Genomic DNA, 16,265 nt, shown 5'->3' with positions numbered 1-16,265 from the left:
CCCCAACAGCCGGGCACAGACGCCCTCCACCCCAAACTCCCCCGCACAAGGATTCGTACTAAACGGCCAAGCCGACGCAATTCACGGCTCAATCCACACCGCAGAGGGGGGCTTCGTTGGCTTCGACGCCGCCGTGCTCAGCGACCACATCGTTCAGGTCGATCTTCGCACGGCCACGGTCTCGGCGAGTTTTCGCGCCGACTACGAACAGGGAGAGCTTCTCATCGAGGGCAACGATGAGCAGCTCACACCGGAGGACTGGCGCGCCGTGAACGAAGCTTACCGTGCGATCTCGCAACTCGAGCGCCGCCCGCTCAATCCCATCGCTGTGCTCTACACCCACCGCGCGCTGGGGATGATGGCGGAGAGCCTGCCCGGGTTCGTCTGGGACTCGTGGGACACCAAGCTCCCCGTGCTCGACGAGACCGCGCCGAGCTTCTTCGACGACGCGTACGTGACATCCTGGGAGGACGAACCCGACGAGGACTCGGAGACCCTCGCGGTCCTCGAGCGCTTCGACTCCGGCGACGCACAGGATCCGGGGCTCGCGCTCGACGCCTCGGTCCTCGCCTTCAACCCCTCCGACATCGCGGACGACGCGTCCGAGCTGCCCTATTTCTCGAGCCTACCGAACACGTCGAGTTGCAACGGCCACTTCCTCACCGACGCGCGCGATGGCCAGATCGAGTGCGTGGAATACGGCAAATACTATTGCATCGGCTTCAACATGTTCCCGGAGAAGACGAAGACGAAGGAGATGTTGAACGGGAAGACGAAGCAAGTGAGTGTCGAGACGATCACCGCCTCGATTCCCCGGTGGTGGTCGCGCTCCAAGGCCGCGAATGTGACGATCCCCGGTCCCAAGGTGGCCGACGGCGTCTACCCCTGCAACGGCCGCTGTGGGCCTGGCTGTGACGCGCCCCCCGATTGGGTCGGAGGAGGCGGGGGCTGGGGCCTCGGCTGCTTGATTCACGATCACTGCGTCTACCAGTCGACCGGCGGCAAGGACGTCAGCAACTACTGGAACACCCTGAAGTACAACGTTCAGCTCAACCCCAGCTGCGGCACGGAGATGCGCATGGCCGCTGACGACATGTTCATGCCCCCGAGCATGTGCCCCGGCTCGAAGACCGTCGGCGGCTCCGGCAAGTGGTACCGCTACGCACCCCCGCGCACGTCAGCGAACATGAAGAAAAAGTACAGCAACAAGGTCTCGACCAAGCAGACCCCCTCCGTGGGCAGCTTCGACGTCGGGAAGCCACCGAAGGGGAGCGGGCCGAGCGATACCGACGACTGCACCCAGACCTTGAAGTGCCCCTCGAAACTCGCGGCAGATTAGAGCAGATTAGAGTAGAGTCGAGGGCGGCGACGTCACCGCCCCTCGACCATGGAAAAGCCCCACACCCTCGATCAGATCATCTCGGCGGCGACAGAGGAGCTCGAGGAGCGAGGGATCAATGGCCTGCGAGTCCGGCTCGTCGCCGAGCGAGCCGGCCTCTCACCGGGGACCGTGACTCACTACTATCCCACGACCCAGCACCTGCTCGACGCGACCATCGAGTCGTTTCAGCAGCAAGCCTGGGACATGCTCTCCAACCACCCCTGGTTCGAGGGCGAGAGCACGCTCGAGCAGGTCCTGACCGACTTCTACGGGCTATGCCGCGCGAACCGCGAGCTCGTCCGCGCGCGCTTCTTCTTGACCGCGCGCGAGGGCAACGTCTCGGACACCAACTGGCGTCAGTCCCTCGAGCCCTTCTTGAACCGGCTCGCCCAGGCCTACGGGCCCGCGGCGCGGCTCTACGGCCACAGCATCGTCTTGCTGACCATGCGCTTCGCGTTCCACAGCAAGGACGAGCTCCTCGCGATCTGCGGCACCAAAGATCTCGACGCTGCCCACGAGATGGTCATCGAGCACCTCGTCACGCTCGCCGCCAGCGGGCCGTGGTCGACGACGAGCCCGAGGCGAGCGTAGGAGTCGTCGAGCGGATCACCGAGTCACGCGCCAGGCCCGGCCCCGAGCGCCGCATGAATCACAGCGGCCAGCTTCGGCCCGACGCCCTTGACCTCGCACAGCTGCTCGACCGAAGCCGCTCGGATCGCCTTGACGCTGCCAAAATGCTTGACCAGCGCTCGCTTGGTCGCCGGCCCGACCCCCGCGATCTGGTCGAGCACCGAGACCAGCGATCGCTTGCCCCGACGCTTGCGGTGATGGGTGATCGCAAAGCGGTGGGCCTCATCGCGCAGCCGCGTCATCAGGTAGAGCTCCGAAGACCCGTGCGGCAGGGCGATCGCGTCTTTGGCCCCGGGCACGAACACCCGCTCGGGCCGGACCTCGCCGCGGCCCTCGTCCTCGTCGGCGGTCTCGACCACGTAGTCGGCGAGCGCCTCGCCCGGCTCCGCCGCCGCCGCGCCCTTCCCCCCGCGCTCGCGCAGCTGCTCGAGCCCGCGCTTGCTCGCGCTGACCGCAAAGCGCCGCTCCTTGGCCAGCGAGACCAGGTCCACGCCCTCGTCCCCGAGCGCGATGCCCAGGTCCTGCATCGCCGCGATCGCGCGCCCGAGCTGCCCCTTGCCGCCATCGATCACGATCAGATCAGGCAGGGCCCAGTCCTCATCCTCGAGCGCGCGCCGCAGCCGTCGGCCGAGGACCTCGTGCATCGAGGCGAAGTCATCGTTTTGCCGCTGGCCCCGGCCGTCGGCGCCCTTGATCTTGAACTGGCGATAGCTCGCCTTGTCCGCCACGCCGTCGACGAACACGACCATCGAGGCGACCGGCTCGCTGCCCTGGATGTGGCTGACGTCGTAGCACTCCATCCGCCGCGGCAGCCGGCTCAGGCGCAGGCGCTTGCGCAGGGCCACGAGCGCGGCCTCGCTGTCGTCGCGCTTGTTCCTCCGCGTCACAAAATTGCTCGCGGCGTTACGCTCGGCCAGGAGCACGAGCTTCTTGCGATCCCCCCGCGCGGGCACCTTGACCTTGACCTTCTTGCCGCGGCGCTCGCTCAGCCAGACCCCGAGCGGCTCCGCGTCGTCCTCGGCCAGGGCGAAGGGCAGCAGCAGCTCGTCGGGCACGAGCGGGGCCTCGTCGTAGTAGGCGCTGAGGAAGCCGTTGAGGACCTCGGCGTCGGGCAGCTCCATGCCCTTCTCGGAGTAGCGCTGGGTCCCGATCAGCTTGCCCTGGCGCACGTGCATGACCACGAACTCGACGTTGCCGCCCTCGCGGTACATCCCGACGAGGTCCTGATCGAGCTCGCCGGTCCCGACCACGTCCTGGCGCTGGAGGGTGGTCTCGACCGCGCGCAGCTGATCCCGGACCCGCGCGGCGGTCTCGAACTCGAGCGCGTCGGCGGCGGCCTGCATGCGCTGCTCGAGCCCGGCGACGAGCTCACCGTGGCGCCCACCGAGGAACAGCCCGACGTCGCGGACCTGATCGGCGTAGGCCTGCGCGTCGACCTCGAACACGCACGGCGCCGGGCAGCGATCGATCTGATGCTGAAGACACGGCCGCTTGCGATGGGCGAGCACGAAGTCCGAGCAGGTCCGGAGCTTGAAGTGACGGTTGACGACCCGCAGCGTGTGCCGGGCCGAGCTCGCCGAGTGATAGGGGCCGTAGTAGTGGGCCCCGTCCTGCCGGATGTTGCGCACGACCTCGAGCTTGGGCCACGCAGCGCGGGCGTCGAGACGCAAGACCAAATACTGCTTGTCGTCGCGCAGCTTGACGTTGAAGCGCGGCTGGTGGCGCTTGATCAGGTTGTTCTCGAGCAGCATCGCCTCCTTGTCGTTGGAGGTGATCACGGCCTCGATGTCGCCGAGGACCTTGGCCAGCCGGGGCACGAACAGCCGGGTGTCGTGGCCGTTGAAGTACTGGCGCACGCGCTGGCGCAGGCGCCGGGCCTTGCCGACGTAGACGACCCGGCCCTTGCGATCGCGCATCACGTAGACGCCGGGCTCGCTCGGCAGGCGCTCGACGAGCTCGAGCAGCTGCTCGCGGTTGCGCGCGCGCGGCTTCCAGTCGGCTGGGATGCCCTCGGCTTGGCCCGAGGGCGCGAGGCGCCGGGGCTTGACGGCCATCGCGCGCCTCAGCCGTCGGCGGCCGGCGCCTCGACGGGCTCGGGTTCTGCCTCGGCCTCGGCCTCGGGCGCCGCCGCCTCGGCGTCAGCCTGCTCGAGCTTGAGCGCCTCGGCCTCGAACTCGGCGGCCGACTCCTTCCAGATCGGCGCGTGCTCCGGTCGGACATCGTTGACGGTCGCCCACGCGATCAACCCCAGCAGCGCGATCATCCCGCCCATGTGGATGCGCTCCTCGAGCACCTTGTTGGGCGGGCGCCGAGCGATGAGCTCGTAGATCAAGAAGATCAGGCGTCCGCCGTCGAGGGCCGGCAGCGGCAGGAGGTTGAACATGCCGAGCACCGTCGAGATCAGCGCGCTGAAGACCACGAAGTCGATCACGCCCCGGTCCGCGCTGCCCTTGATCGCCTTGGCGATCGCCACCGGTCCGCCGACCTTGGCCTCGGTCTTGCCCGTGACCAGCGACCACAAGCCCTTTAGCTGACGCGCGGTCTGGGTGAAGGGCCACTTGGCGCCGAGCGCGACCGCCTTGGCCGGGCTGATCGGGATGTACTCACCCTTGTTGGTCAAGCTGGTGTTGAGCGCGGGCGCCTCGGGGTTGAGCGCGACCGGGTAGAGCAGCTGCTCACCCTCGCGGTCGATGCTCAGCTCGACCGTGGTCCCGAGCTTGTCCTGGGTCAGATCGATCACGGACTGGCGGTAGTCGGGGCCGCTGACCGGCTCGCCGTCGACCGCGAGGATCTCGTCGCCGACCTCGACCCCCGCCGCGGCCGCCGGGCTCCCGAGCCCGAAGTCCGCGACCTCGACCCCGACCGGCTCCTTGACGCCGACCGCCGCGAACGCGGCGATCACGAGGATCATGGCCGCGAGGTAGTTGGCGATCGGTCCGCCAGCGATCGCCAGCAGCCGGGCCCACAGCGGGCTGTCGCGGAAATTGCGGTAGCCCTGCGGCGGATCCGGGAGGTTGCCCTCCTCGTCCTGCGCGTACTCCTCGGGCTCCATGCCGACGATGTGCACGTAGGCGCCGAAGGGGATCGCGCTGATGACGAACTCCGTGCCCTTCCAGGTGAAGAGCTTGAGGATCACCGGCCCGATGCCGATCACCGAGAAGCGATCGACGTGCATCCCACCGATCTTGGCGCACACGTAGTGCCCAAACTCGTGGATGATGATCAGGACCGAGAGGGCGAGGATGGCCAGAACCCAGGTCACGGGTGACCTTATAAGCCCCCGCGGCCCTCCGTGCACTGTGCCCAGGTCGCGCTCGGCCTGTTCACCGAGGGCTAGCGATCGTAGTGACCGAGGCCGAAGCGGCTGAGGCGCCCGCGGACGAACAGGCGCGCGCGACTGCGCAGGGCCTGGTCACGCGGGGGGCTCCAGGCGGGCCGCTGGCCGTGGGACTCGAGCATCTGGGTGACCTCGCGCTGGGCGCTGACGAGGCCGCCACCGAGCCAGCCGAGGGCCGCCTGGCCGAGGTTTCGCGTCACGGCGAGGACCTCACCTGGGACGATCGCCGCTCGATCGCCGCAAAACACCTGCCGCGCGGCCCACAGCCCGTGCTCGTGCTCGAAGGGCCCGTCGACGAGCAGCCACACCCGCCCCTGAGCCGAGCGAGCGGCCCGCATCACGGCCGTGCCCCGCTCGAGGCCCTGGAGCGTGCGCAGCTGCCGATGCCGGGCGTGGAGGATGCTGAGCACGCTCAGGGTGTTGTCGCGGGACGACTCGTCGAGCGCGAGCAGCTCGAAGCTCAGGCCGAGATCTCGCCCGGGCTCGGCTTCGGTGTCGATCAAAGCTTCCTCACGCGTGCGCTCGGCCCACTCGCCGACGGCGTGCTCACGGATCAGGCACTCGGCGACCTCGACGGCGGCCGCGGCCATGTCGGCGAGACGAGACTCGTCGTCACGCAGGCACAGGGCGATGGTCAGATCGGGCGGCATCGTCAGACGAACGCGGGCGCGGGCACACCTTGACCTGGCGCGCGGATCCGGTCAACCACCAACGGGCCGAGCGCGGGCTTCACCGAGCCCCCAACTTTTTGTGCAACGCGCCTCGCCGCGGGCCGACACCACCTCGGCGCGGCGGGAAACCAGCGACAGCTCGGGCCGTCGCCGCGCTTGCCAACACCCAACCCAGGCCCGAATATTCGCAACAGGAGCCCTCATGTCCGGCGTCAACAAGGTCATTCTCATCGGCAACCTCGGGCGCGATCCCGAGCTCCGTTACACCCAAAGCGGCAGCCCGGTGGCCAACCTCTCGGTCGCGACCACCCGCAAGTGGCGCAACAAGCAGACCAACGAGCTCGTCGAGGAGACCGAGTGGCATCGCATCTCGGTCTTCGGCCAGCAGGCCGAGCACTGCAACAACTACCTGTCCAAGGGCCGCCAGGTCTACGTCGAGGGCCGGCTGCGAACCCGCAGCTACGACGACAAGGACGGCATCAAGCGCTACTCGACCGAGGTCGTCGCCGACACGGTCCAGTTCCTCGGCGGCCGCGGTGAAGGTGGCGGCGGCCGCGGTGGCGGCGGCGGCGGTTATGACGGCGGTGGCGGCGGCTACGGCGGCGGCGGTGGCAACCGCGGTGGCGGTGGCGGCGGCCGTGGTGGCGGCGGCGGCGGCTACGGTGGCGGTGGCGGTGGCTACGGCGGCGGCGGCGGCAACGGCGGCGGCGGCGGTGGCGGTGGTCCGGAGCCCTACGATCCGGGCGACTACTCGCCGACGGGGCCCGGGGACGACGACATTCCGTTCTAGGCCCGCTGCGAGCGTCCTGGGAGGGCATCTCCCTCCCAGGGCCTGCGCGGCCCGGGAGAGATCACGAGATCACAGATGAGCCTCGGCGATCGCATGAAGCTCTACGAGCGCCAGGAGGCCGGCCGGCGCTGCCTGCCGCTGCTGCCCGTGTGCGCCCGCATCGACGGCAAGCGCTTCTCGAGGTGGACCCAGGGCCTCGCCCGGCCCTACGACGAGCGCCTGTCCGAGCTCATGCAAGCGGTCACCGAGAGGCTCGTGACCGAGACCCAGGCAGTCATCGGCTACACGCAGTCCGACGAGATCAGCCTCGTGTTCTACAGCTCGACCTCGGCCTCGCAGATCTTCATGGACGGCCGGATCCAGAAGCTCAGCTCGATCCTCGCGTCGATGACCACGGCATGGTTCAACGCGGGGGTCGCCGCGGGCATCCCCGAGCGACGCGACACCCCGGCCTTGTTCGACGCCCGCGTGTGGACGCTGCCAACTCGAGAAGAGGCCGCCAACACGCTGCTGTGGCGCGAGCGCGACGCGACCAAAAACGCGATCTCGATGGCGGCCCGGCACTACTACACCCACGCCGAGGTCACGGGCCAGAGCGCGTCGCAGCAGCAGGAGCTGCTGTTTCAGGCCGGGGTCAACTTCAACGACTACCCGCCCTTCTTCAAGCGCGGGTCGTTCATTCGGCGCGAGCAGGTCGAGCGCCCGTTCACGGCCGAGGAGCTCGACGAGCTGCCGCCGCGCCACGCCGCGCGGGCGAACCCCGAGCTGCGCGTGAGCCGGACCGTGGTCCGGCGCATCGAGATGCCGCCCTTCGACAAGGTCACCAACCGCGTGGCGGTGATATTCGAAGGGGCCGAGCCGAAGACCGGCCCGACCCCCTGACGACCGCTCGGCGCGGCTACTTCTTGGCTTCTTGGTGCTTCTTGATCAGATCCTCTTGGATCTGCGAGGGCACCTTGTCGTAGTGGGCGAACTCCATGGTGAACTCCGCCTTACCCTGGGTCGCGGAGCGCAGCTCCGTCGAGTAGCCGAACATCTCCGAGAGCGGGACGTGGGCGTCGATCACGGTGTTGCCGTGGTGGGTCTCGGACCCGATGATCGTGCCGCGGCGGCGGATCAGCGTGGTCTGCATGCCACCTTGGAACTCCTCGGGGCCCTCGACCTGGACCTTCATGATCGGCTCCATGATCACGGGCTTGGCCGCGCGCATGGCCTCCTTGAAGGCGGCGCGAGCGGCGATCGTGAACGCCATGTCGCTCGAGTCGACGGCGTGGGACTGACCGTCGTTGACCTCCATCTCGATACCGGTGACCGGGGCCTCGATCAGGACGCCCTTGTCCATCGACTCCTTGAAGCCCTTGTCGCACGAGGGGATGTACTCGCGCGGGATCGCGCCGCCGCTGATCTTGTTGACGAAGCGGTAGTGGGGGTCGCCCTCGGAGTCCTTGTCGATCGGGCGCATCACCCCGGCGAGGCGCGCGTACTGACCCGAGCCGCCGGTCTGCTTCTTGTGCGTGTAGTTGTAGGTGGTCTCCCGCGTCACGGTCTCGCGGTAGGCGACCTGCGGCTCACCGACGATCGTGTCGACCTTGTACTCACGCCGCATGCGCTCGATGTAGACCTCGAGGTGGAGCTCGCCCATGCCCGAGATGATGGTCTGGCCGGACTCCTCGTCGCGGTGGACCTTGAAGGTTGGGTCTTCCTTGGAGAAGCGGTTGAGGCCCTTGGAGAAGTTGGCCTGGCCGCCCTTGTCCTTGGGCTCGATCGCGTAGCTGATGACCGCGTCGGGCACGTGCATCGACTGCATCGAGTACTGGACCGTGCCGTCGGTGAAGGTGTCACCCGAGGAGCAGTCGATCCCGAACAGCGCGACGATGTCGCCGGCGACGGCCTCGTCGATGTCGCTCATCTTGTCGGCGTGCATCCGAACCAGGCGACCGAGCTTGTGCTTCTTGTTGGTCTTTTGGTTGTAGATGAACTCGCCCTTGCGCAGCGTGCCCTGGTAGATGCGGGTGTAGGTCAGCTGGCCGTACTTGCCATCCTCGAGCTTGAACGCGAGGGCGACGAGGGGCTTGTCGGGCACGCTGTGGAGCATGACCTTCTCCTCGTCGTTGCCGAGGTCGTAGGCCTCGTTGTCGATCTCGTTCGGGGCCGGGAGGTAGGAGCAGACCGCGTCGAGCAGGATCTGCACGCCCTTGTTCTTGTAGGCCGAGCCACAGAACACCGGGGTCAGCCCGAGCGAGAGCGTGGCCTTGCGGATGACCGGCTCCATCTCCTCGGCGCTGACCTCCTCCTCGGACAGGAATTTTTCCATGATCCCGTCGTCGTAGTCGCCGAGGGCCTCGACGAGCTTGAGGCGGTACTCCTCGACGTCGTCGACGAGCTCGGCCGGGCACTCCTCGATGCGGATGTTCTCGCCGTTGTCGCCGTCGAAGTAGTAGGCCTTGCGCGTGCGCAGGTCGACGACGCCCTCGTGCTGGTCCTCGGCCCCGATCGGGTAGACGACGAGCACGGCGTTGTGGTGCAGCTTCTGGCGCAGCTGCTTGGTCACGTTGACCGCGTCGGCGCCGGCCCGGTCCATCTTGTTGATGAACGCGAGGCGGGGGACGTTGTAGCGCCGCATCTGGCGGTCGACGGTGATCGACTGCGACTGCACGCCCGAGACCGCGCACAGGACCAGGATCGCGCCGTCGAGCACGCTCAGGGCCCGCTCGACCTCGACGGTGAAGTCGACGTGTCCGGGCGTGTCGATGATGTTGATGTCGAAGTCGCGCCACTTCACGGCGGTCGCGGCCGACTGGATCGTGATGCCGCGCTCACGCTCGAGCTCCATCGAGTCCATCGTCGCGCCGACGCCGGACTTACCCTTGACCTCCTCGATCTTGTGGATGCGGCCCGTATAAAACAGGACCCGCTCGGTGAGGGTCGTCTTGCCCGAGTCGATGTGGGCGGAGATTCCGATATTGCGAACTTTTTCGAGGTCCATGGCTCTGATGGGTCTGGAGGTGCGAAGGCGCGGAGGATGCCACACGGTCGGCGCGGGCACAGGTGCGCGTGGGCGACCCGGCGTGACGGTCCACACTCCCGGCGCCGAGTTGGGCCGTGACAGCGTGCTGTCGCGCTCGCGCGCGCGGATCTGAAGCACGCAAGGTTGTGCGCTGGAGTGTGAGCTGTTCTCGCCGCGCAGTAAATCAAGGCAAGCGCAAGGCGCGCTCATGGCTCGATCGGCGGCCCCGCTCGGCGCGGGGCCCGGCGTGAAAGGGGCTCAGCCCCGGATCGCAGCCCAGCGCGCGAGCACGGCGTCGACGGTGAAGCCGAACTTCTCGGCGAGGACCTTGGCCGGCGCCGACGCGCCGAAATGATCGACGCCGTGGACGTGGTCGGCGTAGCGCTCCCAGCCGAGGGTCGCGCCGGCTTCGATCGCCAGCCGGCGCTCGCGCCCGACGGCCGCGGGCAAGACCGACTCGCGGTAGGCCGCGTCCTGGTCGGCGAAGGCCTCCCAGCACGGCATCGAGACCACGCGCACGCGCTGGCCTTGCTCGCGCAGCGACTCCGCGCACGAGCGCGCCAGCGAGAGCTCCGAGCCGGTCGCGATCAAGATCCCGTCGAGCTCGCCCTCGCCCTCGGGGTCGGACAACACGTAGGCGCCGCGGGTCACCCCCTCGGCCTGCGCTTCGGCTAGCGTCGGCAAGCCCTGACGGGTGAGCAGCAGCGCCGTCGGGCCGTCGGTCCGGGCGAGCGCGTGCCGCCACGCGCCGACGGTCTCGCGCGCGTCGCCGGGCCGGATGACGTGGAGGTTGGGCATGACCCGCAAGCTCATCGCGTGCTCGATCGGCTGGTGCGTGGGTCCGTCCTCGCCGAGATAGAAGCTGTCGTGGGTGAACACGTGGACGACCGGCAAGCCCATCAGCGCCGACAGCCGCAGGGCCCCGCGCATGAAGTCGGAGAAGACCAGGAAGGTCGCGTCGAACACCCGCACGCCGCCGTGCAGCGCCATCCCGTTGCAGACTCCGGCCATGCCGTGCTCGCGGACGCCGAAGTGGATGTTGCGGCCCTCGGGCTGCTCCTTGCTCTGGCCGGGGGTCCCGGGCAGCGCCACGCCGTTGGATCCGGCGAGGTCGGCCGAGCCGCCGAGCAGCAGCGGGTGGGCCTCCGCGAGCGCGCTGAGGACCTTGTGGCTCGACTTGCGCGTGGCGATCGAGGCGCCGACCTCGAACCCGTCGATCGCCGCGTCGAGCACCGCGCCGACCTCCGCGGGCAGCTCGCCCGCGATCGCCTGATCGAGCGCGCGCCCGAGCTCGGGGTGAGCCTCGCGGTAGGCGGTCATGCGCGCGTCCCAGTCGGCCTTGGCCTCGGCGTGGACCGCACGCTGGGCCGCGAGCGCCTCGCTGACCGTCGCGGGCACATGGAAGGTCGGCTCGAGCGGCCAGTCCATCGCGCGCTTGGTCGCGGCGATCTCCTCGGCCCCGAGCGGAGCGCCGTGAGCCCCGGAGGTCCCGGCCTTGGTCGGCGCGCCGTGGGCGATGACCGTGCGGCAGCAGATCAGGCTCGGCTTGTCGACCGCCGCCCGGGCCGCGACGATCGCCGCGCGCACGGCCGCGTGGTCGTGTCCGTCGACCTTCAGCACGTGCCAGCCGTAGGCGTCGAAGCGCTTGGCGACGTCTTCGGTGAAGGTGATGTCGGTCCCGCCGTCGATCGAGATCTGGTTGTCGTCGTAGAGGTAGATCAGCTTGCCGAGCCCGAGGTGGCCCGCGAGGCTCGCGGCCTCGGACGCGAGGCCCTCCATGAGGTCACCGTCGCTGACGATCCCGTAGGTCAGGTGGTCGAGGATCGTGTGGCCCTCGCGGTTGAAGTGGTCGGCCAAGAAGCGCTCGGCCAGGGCCATGCCGACGCCAGCCGCGAAGCCCGAGCCGAGCGGACCGGTCGTGACGTCGACGCCCGGGGTGTGGCCGTACTCCGGGTGGCCTGCGGTCTTCGACCCCCACTGACGGAAGTTCTTCAGCTCGTCGAGCGGCAGGGCGTAGCCAGTCAGGTGAAGCAGCGAGTAGATCAGCATCGAGCCGTGACCGGCCGAGAGCACGAAGCGATCGCGATCGAACCACCCCGGGTCGGCGGGCGCGTGGGTCAGGAATTCGGTCCACAACACCGTGGCCAGATCCGCGCAGCCCATCGGCATGCCGGGGTGCCCGGAGTTCGCGGCCTGGACGGCGTCCATCGCCAGGCCCTTGATGGTCTTGACCATCAGCTCGGCGGTCGCGGGATCGAAGGTGCGGGGGGTCGACTCGGCGCGGGGGCTCGATGCCATGGGCGAGGGCTATCACGCCCAGCGCCCGGGCTCACGCCGAGGGCCGTGGCCCCCAACGCGCCGATCGGGCGCTGACGCGCACCCGGCTGCCCTACGGTCAAACACGTGAGCGTGCTCGCTCGGAGATCACTTCGGCGCGAGACGTCGCGACTGCCGCGTTTTAAGCCATCTCATGATCTATATTTAGGCCGTGAAACGGATGGCCTTTGAACGATGGCTGCCGACGCTGGCGCTGCTCACCGCGGCCGGCTGCTACACCAGCGTCAACGCGGACGAGGCCGGCGGCACCGCTGGCGAGACGGTCGGCGACGGCGGTGACGCAGACACGAGCGACGGCGACGGCGACGGCGACGGCGACGGCGACGCGGCCGAGCTCCCCTCCCCCTCACCGCGCTATTACCGGCTGACCCACGAGCAGTGGGAGAACACGGTCCAGGATCTGTTCGAGCTGTCCGCGCCGACCGGCCACTCCGAGCTGTTCCGCGCCGACCCCCAGGTCGCAGGCTTCATCTTCGACAACGACGCGACCTCGCTCGAGATCGACGAGGCCCTGTGGACGGGCTACCGGATCGCGGCCGGCCTCGTCGCCGAGCAGGTCACCGACGACCCGGACCTGCTCGCCAAGCTCATGCCGCCCGAGGGTCCGAGCGAGGCCGAGCGCATCGAAACCTTCGTGCGCAGCTTCGGCGCCAAGGCCTACCGCCGGCCGCTCGACGATCAGGAGGTCGCAACCTTGACCGAGCTGTTCGTGGCCGCGCCGCCCTACTACAGCGGGGTCAGCGACTCCTTCGTGGCTGGGGTTCGCCACGTGATCGAGGCGACGCTGCAGTCGCCCTTCTTTCTCTACCGGATCGAGCGCAGCGAGACCATCGTCGACGAGCTCGTCCCGCTCGACGACTACGAGGTCGCGGCGCGCCTGTCCTACTTCCTGTGGAACACGATGCCCGACGCCGAGCTGTTCGACGCCGCCGCCGCGAGCCAGCTCCACACCGCCGCCGCGGTCGAGGCCCAGGCCCAGCGCATGATCGCCGACCCCCGCGCGGGCGACATGGTCGTCCGCTTCCACCAGCAGCTGCTCGAGGCCGAGAAGTTCGAGACCATCTCCCCCTCGCCCAACTTCTTCCCCGACGCGCCCGCCGACCTCGGCGAGCTCGCCGCGCAGGAGCACGAGCACTTCATCCGCGACATCGTCTACGGGGGCGGCGGCGGCCTCGCTGAGCTCCTGACCTCGAGCGAGACCTTCGTCAACGACGACCTCGCCGACATCTACGGGGTCCCCGGGGTCAACGGCGACGAGTTCACCTTCGTCGAGCTCGACCCCAGCCAGCGCAAGGGCGTGTTCACCCAGGTCGGCTTCCTCGCGGCCAACTCGACCTCGGTCGACCCCGACCCGATCCACCGCGGCGTGTTCCTGGCCAAGCGCATGTCCTGCCTCCAGATCGCGGCCCCGCCCGACGGCATCCCCCCGCTGCCGCCGCTCGAGCCCGATCAGACCAACCGCGAGCGGGTCGCCGCGCACACCTCGGCCGACCAGTGCGCGACCTGCCACGCGACCCTCATCAACCCCTACGGCTTCCCCTTCGAGAGCTACGACGCGATCGGGGCCTGGCGCACGATCGACAACGGCCAGCCCGTCGACACCACCGCGAGCCCCTTCGTCGGTGAGCAGGCCGTCGCCGTCGCCGGGGCCCTCGAGCTCGTCGAGGCCATGGCCGCGAGCGAGGCGATCCACGAGTGCTACACGATGCACTGGGCCGAGTACGCCGCCGGTCGCAACGCCGTGCCCGACGACTGGGTGATGATCCAGCGCCTCGGCGAGGCCTCACTCGCGCAGCAGCAGTCGATCCAGGAGCTGCTCGTCGCCTTGACCACCGCCCCCGCGTTCCTCAACCGCGCCGCGGAGGAGCTGCCATGAACAAGATCAACAAGCGTCCCAAGCACAGCGGCAAGTTCGGCCGCCGAACCTTCCTCGCGGGTGCGGGCGGCGTCGCCGTGGGTCTGCCCTTCCTCGAGGGCCTCGTCCCCCGCGAGGCCCGAGCCGGCTCCGATCTCGTCGATCCCTTCGCGATCTTCTTTCGCCAGGCCAACGGCGTCGCCGCCCAGCAGAGCACCGCGCTCGGCGACGAGCCCGAGCGCTTCTGGCCGACCACCCACGGCCCGCTCACGCCCGAGACCGTGGCCGGGCGCGCGATCGAGGAGCTCAGCGACCACCTCGACCGCCTCCTGGTCGTGTCCAACGTCAACGCCAACTACTTCGACTACGCCGACGGCCACGCCAACGGCGCGCTCCAGGGCCTGACCGCTCAGGGCCCGGTCGTCCCCGGTCAGGGCGGCGACTCCGAGGCCAACGGCGAGTCCCTCGATCACCGCATCGGCCGCGAGCTCAACCCCGACGGCCGCGACTCGCTGTTCCTCTACTCGGGCAAGAACAGCGGCTGGCTCGGCGGCCCCTGCGTGTCCTACCGCGGCCCCGGCAACCGCCGCGCCGCCCTCCACAACCCGCTGCTCGCCTATCAGACCATGATGGGCCTCGACTCCAACCAGCTCGAGGAGCTCATCGCCCGCCAGACCAGCGTCAACGACATGGTCCGCGACCAGCTCCAGAGCCTGGTCAGCTCGCCGAAGCTGAGCTCCAACGACCACCAGCGCCTCCAGCTCCACCTCGACAGCATCCGCGACCTCGAGAACAACCTGACCTGCAGCTTCGGCGTCGACGAGCTCGCGGTCCTCGAGGGCCTCTCGCCCGGCTACGACAGCGACATCGGCGACGAGGTCCTGACCGCCGCCATGGCCCACATGCACGTCGCCGCGCTCGCGGTCGCCTGCGGCTACACCCGCTCGGTCTGCCTTCAGATCGGCTCGGGCAACGACGGGTCCACGCGCTACCGCAACCTCGACGACAACTCGTTGATGGAGAACTACCACTACGTCTCGCATCGCCGGGCCTCGCACGACAACAGCGGCGACGTGATCGCCAACGCCGACCTGCTCCACTCGATGGTCGACCGTCAATTCGCGCAGACCTTCAAGTATTTGCTCGACCTGCTCGAGGCCTACGAGCTGCCCGACGCCGCGCGCCTGATCGATTGTGGTGTCTGCCTCTGGTACAACGACAACGGCAACGGGCCCGCACACACGTCGCGCAACCTCCCGACTGTGATGGCGGGCGGGGCCAACGGTTTCTTGAAGCAGGGGCTCTACATGGAGCTCAACAACGGCGACGACACCGTCAACCACGCGCGGCTGCTCAACACGATCGGCAGCGCGGCGGGCTTGCGCGACGCCAACGACGAGTTCATCAGCGACTTCGGCGACCCGAACTTCGACCGCACGCCGCTGCTCGAGCTCCTGGCCTGATCAGGGCGCGGCGCCGCGGCGGCGCGGCGCCGCGCCCAATTCAGAAGTGCCAGCCAAGGGTCAGCTCGAAGCTGACCTGGTACAGCGAAAAGTCGCGGTCGTCGTTCTTGCCCCAATCCACGATGTCCTTCTCGTGAAAGAACCCGACGTCGACGTCGACCTCGCCGCCAATGAAGAAGTTGTTGTAGACGAACCCCTGGAGACCAACGCCAGCTTGGAGGTTGAGCCCCGCCGCCGACCTGCTGCCGCTCAAGCCCTCGAGAAAGGGCAGATCCAGGTCCCAGTGCCACAAGGTGCTGGCGAAGCCTGCGCCGATCAGCCCGTAGCCCCACACGGTGTCTCCGCCGAGTCCGAGCCGGGCCTCGGGCATGACCCGCAGCACGTGGGCGCCGAAGTCTCCGAATTTGTAGCCGGCGAGCATTAGCACGTTGTGCTCGAAGCCGACGCCGATCGTGCCCTTGAACAGGCTCCCTGGCGCGAACATGTAGCCCCCACCGAGGGCCCACCCGTAGCTGGGATTCACGTCGGTGAAGTCGCGCTCTGCGGTCAACACGAGCGCCCCGGGCGTGAAGGTGATGTAGCCGCCGCCATCGTTGAAGCCCTCGCCAGACGGCGGCGCCGCCTCGGCCTCGGCCTGTGGGAGACCGAGGTAGATCACCGCGGCGAGCGCGGGCACGAGCGCGGGGAGGTGGCGAGACCAGCTGGCGTAACCCATGGTTTGAGCCTTCTCGAACAACCGAGCTTGTCACGTGGCAATAATTACCGCAGACGCGGCTCCAGGCGCGCCAAACGGC

Annotated in this window: 12 protein-coding genes; 6 read left to right on the top strand and 6 right to left on the bottom strand. The window is 68.7% G+C overall.

Features of this window, described 5'->3' with window-relative positions; translation table 11 throughout:
* Both ENSA5_RS12120 and ENSA5_RS12115 read left to right on the top strand, forming a co-directional pair.
* On the top strand, nucleotides 1-1,339 hold a 1,339-nt coding region (locus tag ENSA5_RS12120), incomplete at its 5' end, for a hypothetical protein (RefSeq protein WP_219906776.1).
* 48 nt (nucleotides 1,340-1,387) lie between these two features.
* Nucleotides 1,388-1,972 (top strand): TetR/AcrR family transcriptional regulator, encoded by a 585-nt coding sequence (locus tag ENSA5_RS12115; protein WP_106391807.1) that lies wholly within the window; start codon nucleotides 1,388-1,390, stop codon nucleotides 1,970-1,972.
* Nucleotides 1,973-1,995: 23 nt separating this feature from the next.
* On the opposite strand, the gene uvrC is transcribed toward ENSA5_RS12115, so the two are convergent.
* The 3 genes from uvrC to ENSA5_RS12100 form a co-directional block, all read right to left on the bottom strand.
* Nucleotides 1,996-4,065: an excinuclease ABC subunit UvrC gene (uvrC, locus tag ENSA5_RS12110; RefSeq protein ID WP_106391806.1), complete on the bottom strand. Its 2,070-nt coding sequence runs from the start codon at nucleotides 4,063-4,065 to the stop codon at nucleotides 1,996-1,998.
* Between the two features lie 8 nt (nucleotides 4,066-4,073).
* A complete protein-coding gene (locus ENSA5_RS12105) occupies nucleotides 4,074-5,273 on the bottom strand; it encodes a M50 family metallopeptidase (RefSeq protein WP_181197675.1) in 1,200 nt (399 codons plus the stop codon).
* Between the two features lie 71 nt (nucleotides 5,274-5,344).
* A complete protein-coding gene (locus ENSA5_RS12100; RefSeq protein WP_106391804.1) occupies nucleotides 5,345-5,998 on the bottom strand; it encodes a hypothetical protein in 654 nt (217 codons plus the stop codon).
* Nucleotides 5,999-6,221: 223 nt separating this feature from the next.
* On the opposite strand from ENSA5_RS12100, the gene ENSA5_RS12095 reads away from it, so the two are divergent.
* Both ENSA5_RS12095 and ENSA5_RS12090 read left to right on the top strand, forming a co-directional pair.
* Nucleotides 6,222-6,809, top strand: a complete 588-nt coding sequence (locus ENSA5_RS12095; protein WP_106391803.1) for a single-stranded DNA-binding protein — start codon at nucleotides 6,222-6,224, stop codon at nucleotides 6,807-6,809.
* A gap of 75 nt (nucleotides 6,810-6,884) precedes the next feature.
* Nucleotides 6,885-7,691 (top strand): tRNA(His) guanylyltransferase Thg1 family protein, encoded by an 807-nt coding sequence (locus ENSA5_RS12090; protein ID WP_106391802.1) that lies wholly within the window; start codon nucleotides 6,885-6,887, stop codon nucleotides 7,689-7,691.
* A gap of 16 nt (nucleotides 7,692-7,707) precedes the next feature.
* Here ENSA5_RS12090 and fusA read toward each other — a convergent pair whose 3' ends face one another.
* Both fusA and tkt read right to left on the bottom strand, forming a co-directional pair.
* Nucleotides 7,708-9,795: an elongation factor G gene (gene fusA / locus ENSA5_RS12085; RefSeq protein WP_106391801.1), complete on the bottom strand. Its 2,088-nt coding sequence runs from the start codon at nucleotides 9,793-9,795 to the stop codon at nucleotides 7,708-7,710.
* A gap of 279 nt (nucleotides 9,796-10,074) precedes the next feature.
* Nucleotides 10,075-12,114 (bottom strand): transketolase, encoded by a 2,040-nt coding sequence (gene tkt, locus ENSA5_RS12080; protein WP_106391800.1) that lies wholly within the window; start codon nucleotides 12,112-12,114, stop codon nucleotides 10,075-10,077.
* Nucleotides 12,115-12,313: 199 nt separating this feature from the next.
* On the opposite strand from tkt, the gene ENSA5_RS12075 reads away from it, so the two are divergent.
* Together ENSA5_RS12075 and ENSA5_RS12070 are read left to right on the top strand one after the other, a co-directional pair.
* Entirely contained in the window at nucleotides 12,314-14,029 is a 1,716-nt protein-coding gene (locus ENSA5_RS12075) for a DUF1592 domain-containing protein (RefSeq protein WP_181197674.1), read from the top strand.
* Nucleotides 14,026-15,471 (top strand): DUF1552 domain-containing protein, encoded by a 1,446-nt coding sequence (locus ENSA5_RS12070; RefSeq protein WP_106391799.1) that lies wholly within the window; start codon nucleotides 14,026-14,028, stop codon nucleotides 15,469-15,471. The genes ENSA5_RS12075 and ENSA5_RS12070 overlap by 4 nt, the downstream gene beginning before the upstream one ends.
* Before the next feature lie 40 nt (nucleotides 15,472-15,511).
* Here ENSA5_RS12070 and ENSA5_RS12065 read toward each other — a convergent pair whose 3' ends face one another.
* Nucleotides 15,512-16,186, bottom strand: coding sequence for a hypothetical protein (locus tag ENSA5_RS12065; RefSeq protein ID WP_106391798.1), 675 nt, complete (start codon nucleotides 16,184-16,186; stop codon nucleotides 15,512-15,514).
* Nucleotides 16,187-16,265 lie beyond the last annotated feature (79 nt).

Origin of the sequence: Enhygromyxa salina (assembly GCF_002994615.1) — a bacterium.
GTDB classification, from domain to species: Bacteria; Myxococcota_A; Polyangia; order Nannocystales; family Nannocystaceae; genus Plesiocystis; species Plesiocystis salina_A.
The sequence above is the reverse complement of the archived record's forward strand: the minus strand, read 5'-3'. Positions and strand labels throughout refer to the sequence as shown.

Coding starts and splice junctions, on each gene's coding strand:
- ENSA5_RS12115 (WP_106391807.1), top strand. CDS start 1,388: ATGGAAAAGCCCCACACCCTCGATCAGATCATCTCGGCGGCGACAGAG.
- uvrC (WP_106391806.1), bottom strand. CDS start 4,065: ATGGCCGTCAAGCCCCGGCGCCTCGCGCCCTCGGGCCAAGCCGAGGGC.
- ENSA5_RS12100 (WP_106391804.1), bottom strand. CDS start 5,998: ATGCCGCCCGATCTGACCATCGCCCTGTGCCTGCGTGACGACGAGTCT.
- ENSA5_RS12095 (WP_106391803.1), top strand. CDS start 6,222: ATGTCCGGCGTCAACAAGGTCATTCTCATCGGCAACCTCGGGCGCGAT.
- ENSA5_RS12090 (WP_106391802.1), top strand. CDS start 6,885: ATGAGCCTCGGCGATCGCATGAAGCTCTACGAGCGCCAGGAGGCCGGC.
- fusA (WP_106391801.1), bottom strand. CDS start 9,795: ATGGACCTCGAAAAAGTTCGCAATATCGGAATCTCCGCCCACATCGAC.
- tkt (WP_106391800.1), bottom strand. CDS start 12,114: ATGGCATCGAGCCCCCGCGCCGAGTCGACCCCCCGCACCTTCGATCCC.
- ENSA5_RS12075 (WP_181197674.1), top strand. CDS start 12,314: ATGGCCTTTGAACGATGGCTGCCGACGCTGGCGCTGCTCACCGCGGCC.
- ENSA5_RS12070 (WP_106391799.1), top strand. CDS start 14,026: ATGAACAAGATCAACAAGCGTCCCAAGCACAGCGGCAAGTTCGGCCGC.
- ENSA5_RS12065 (WP_106391798.1), bottom strand. CDS start 16,186: ATGGGTTACGCCAGCTGGTCTCGCCACCTCCCCGCGCTCGTGCCCGCG.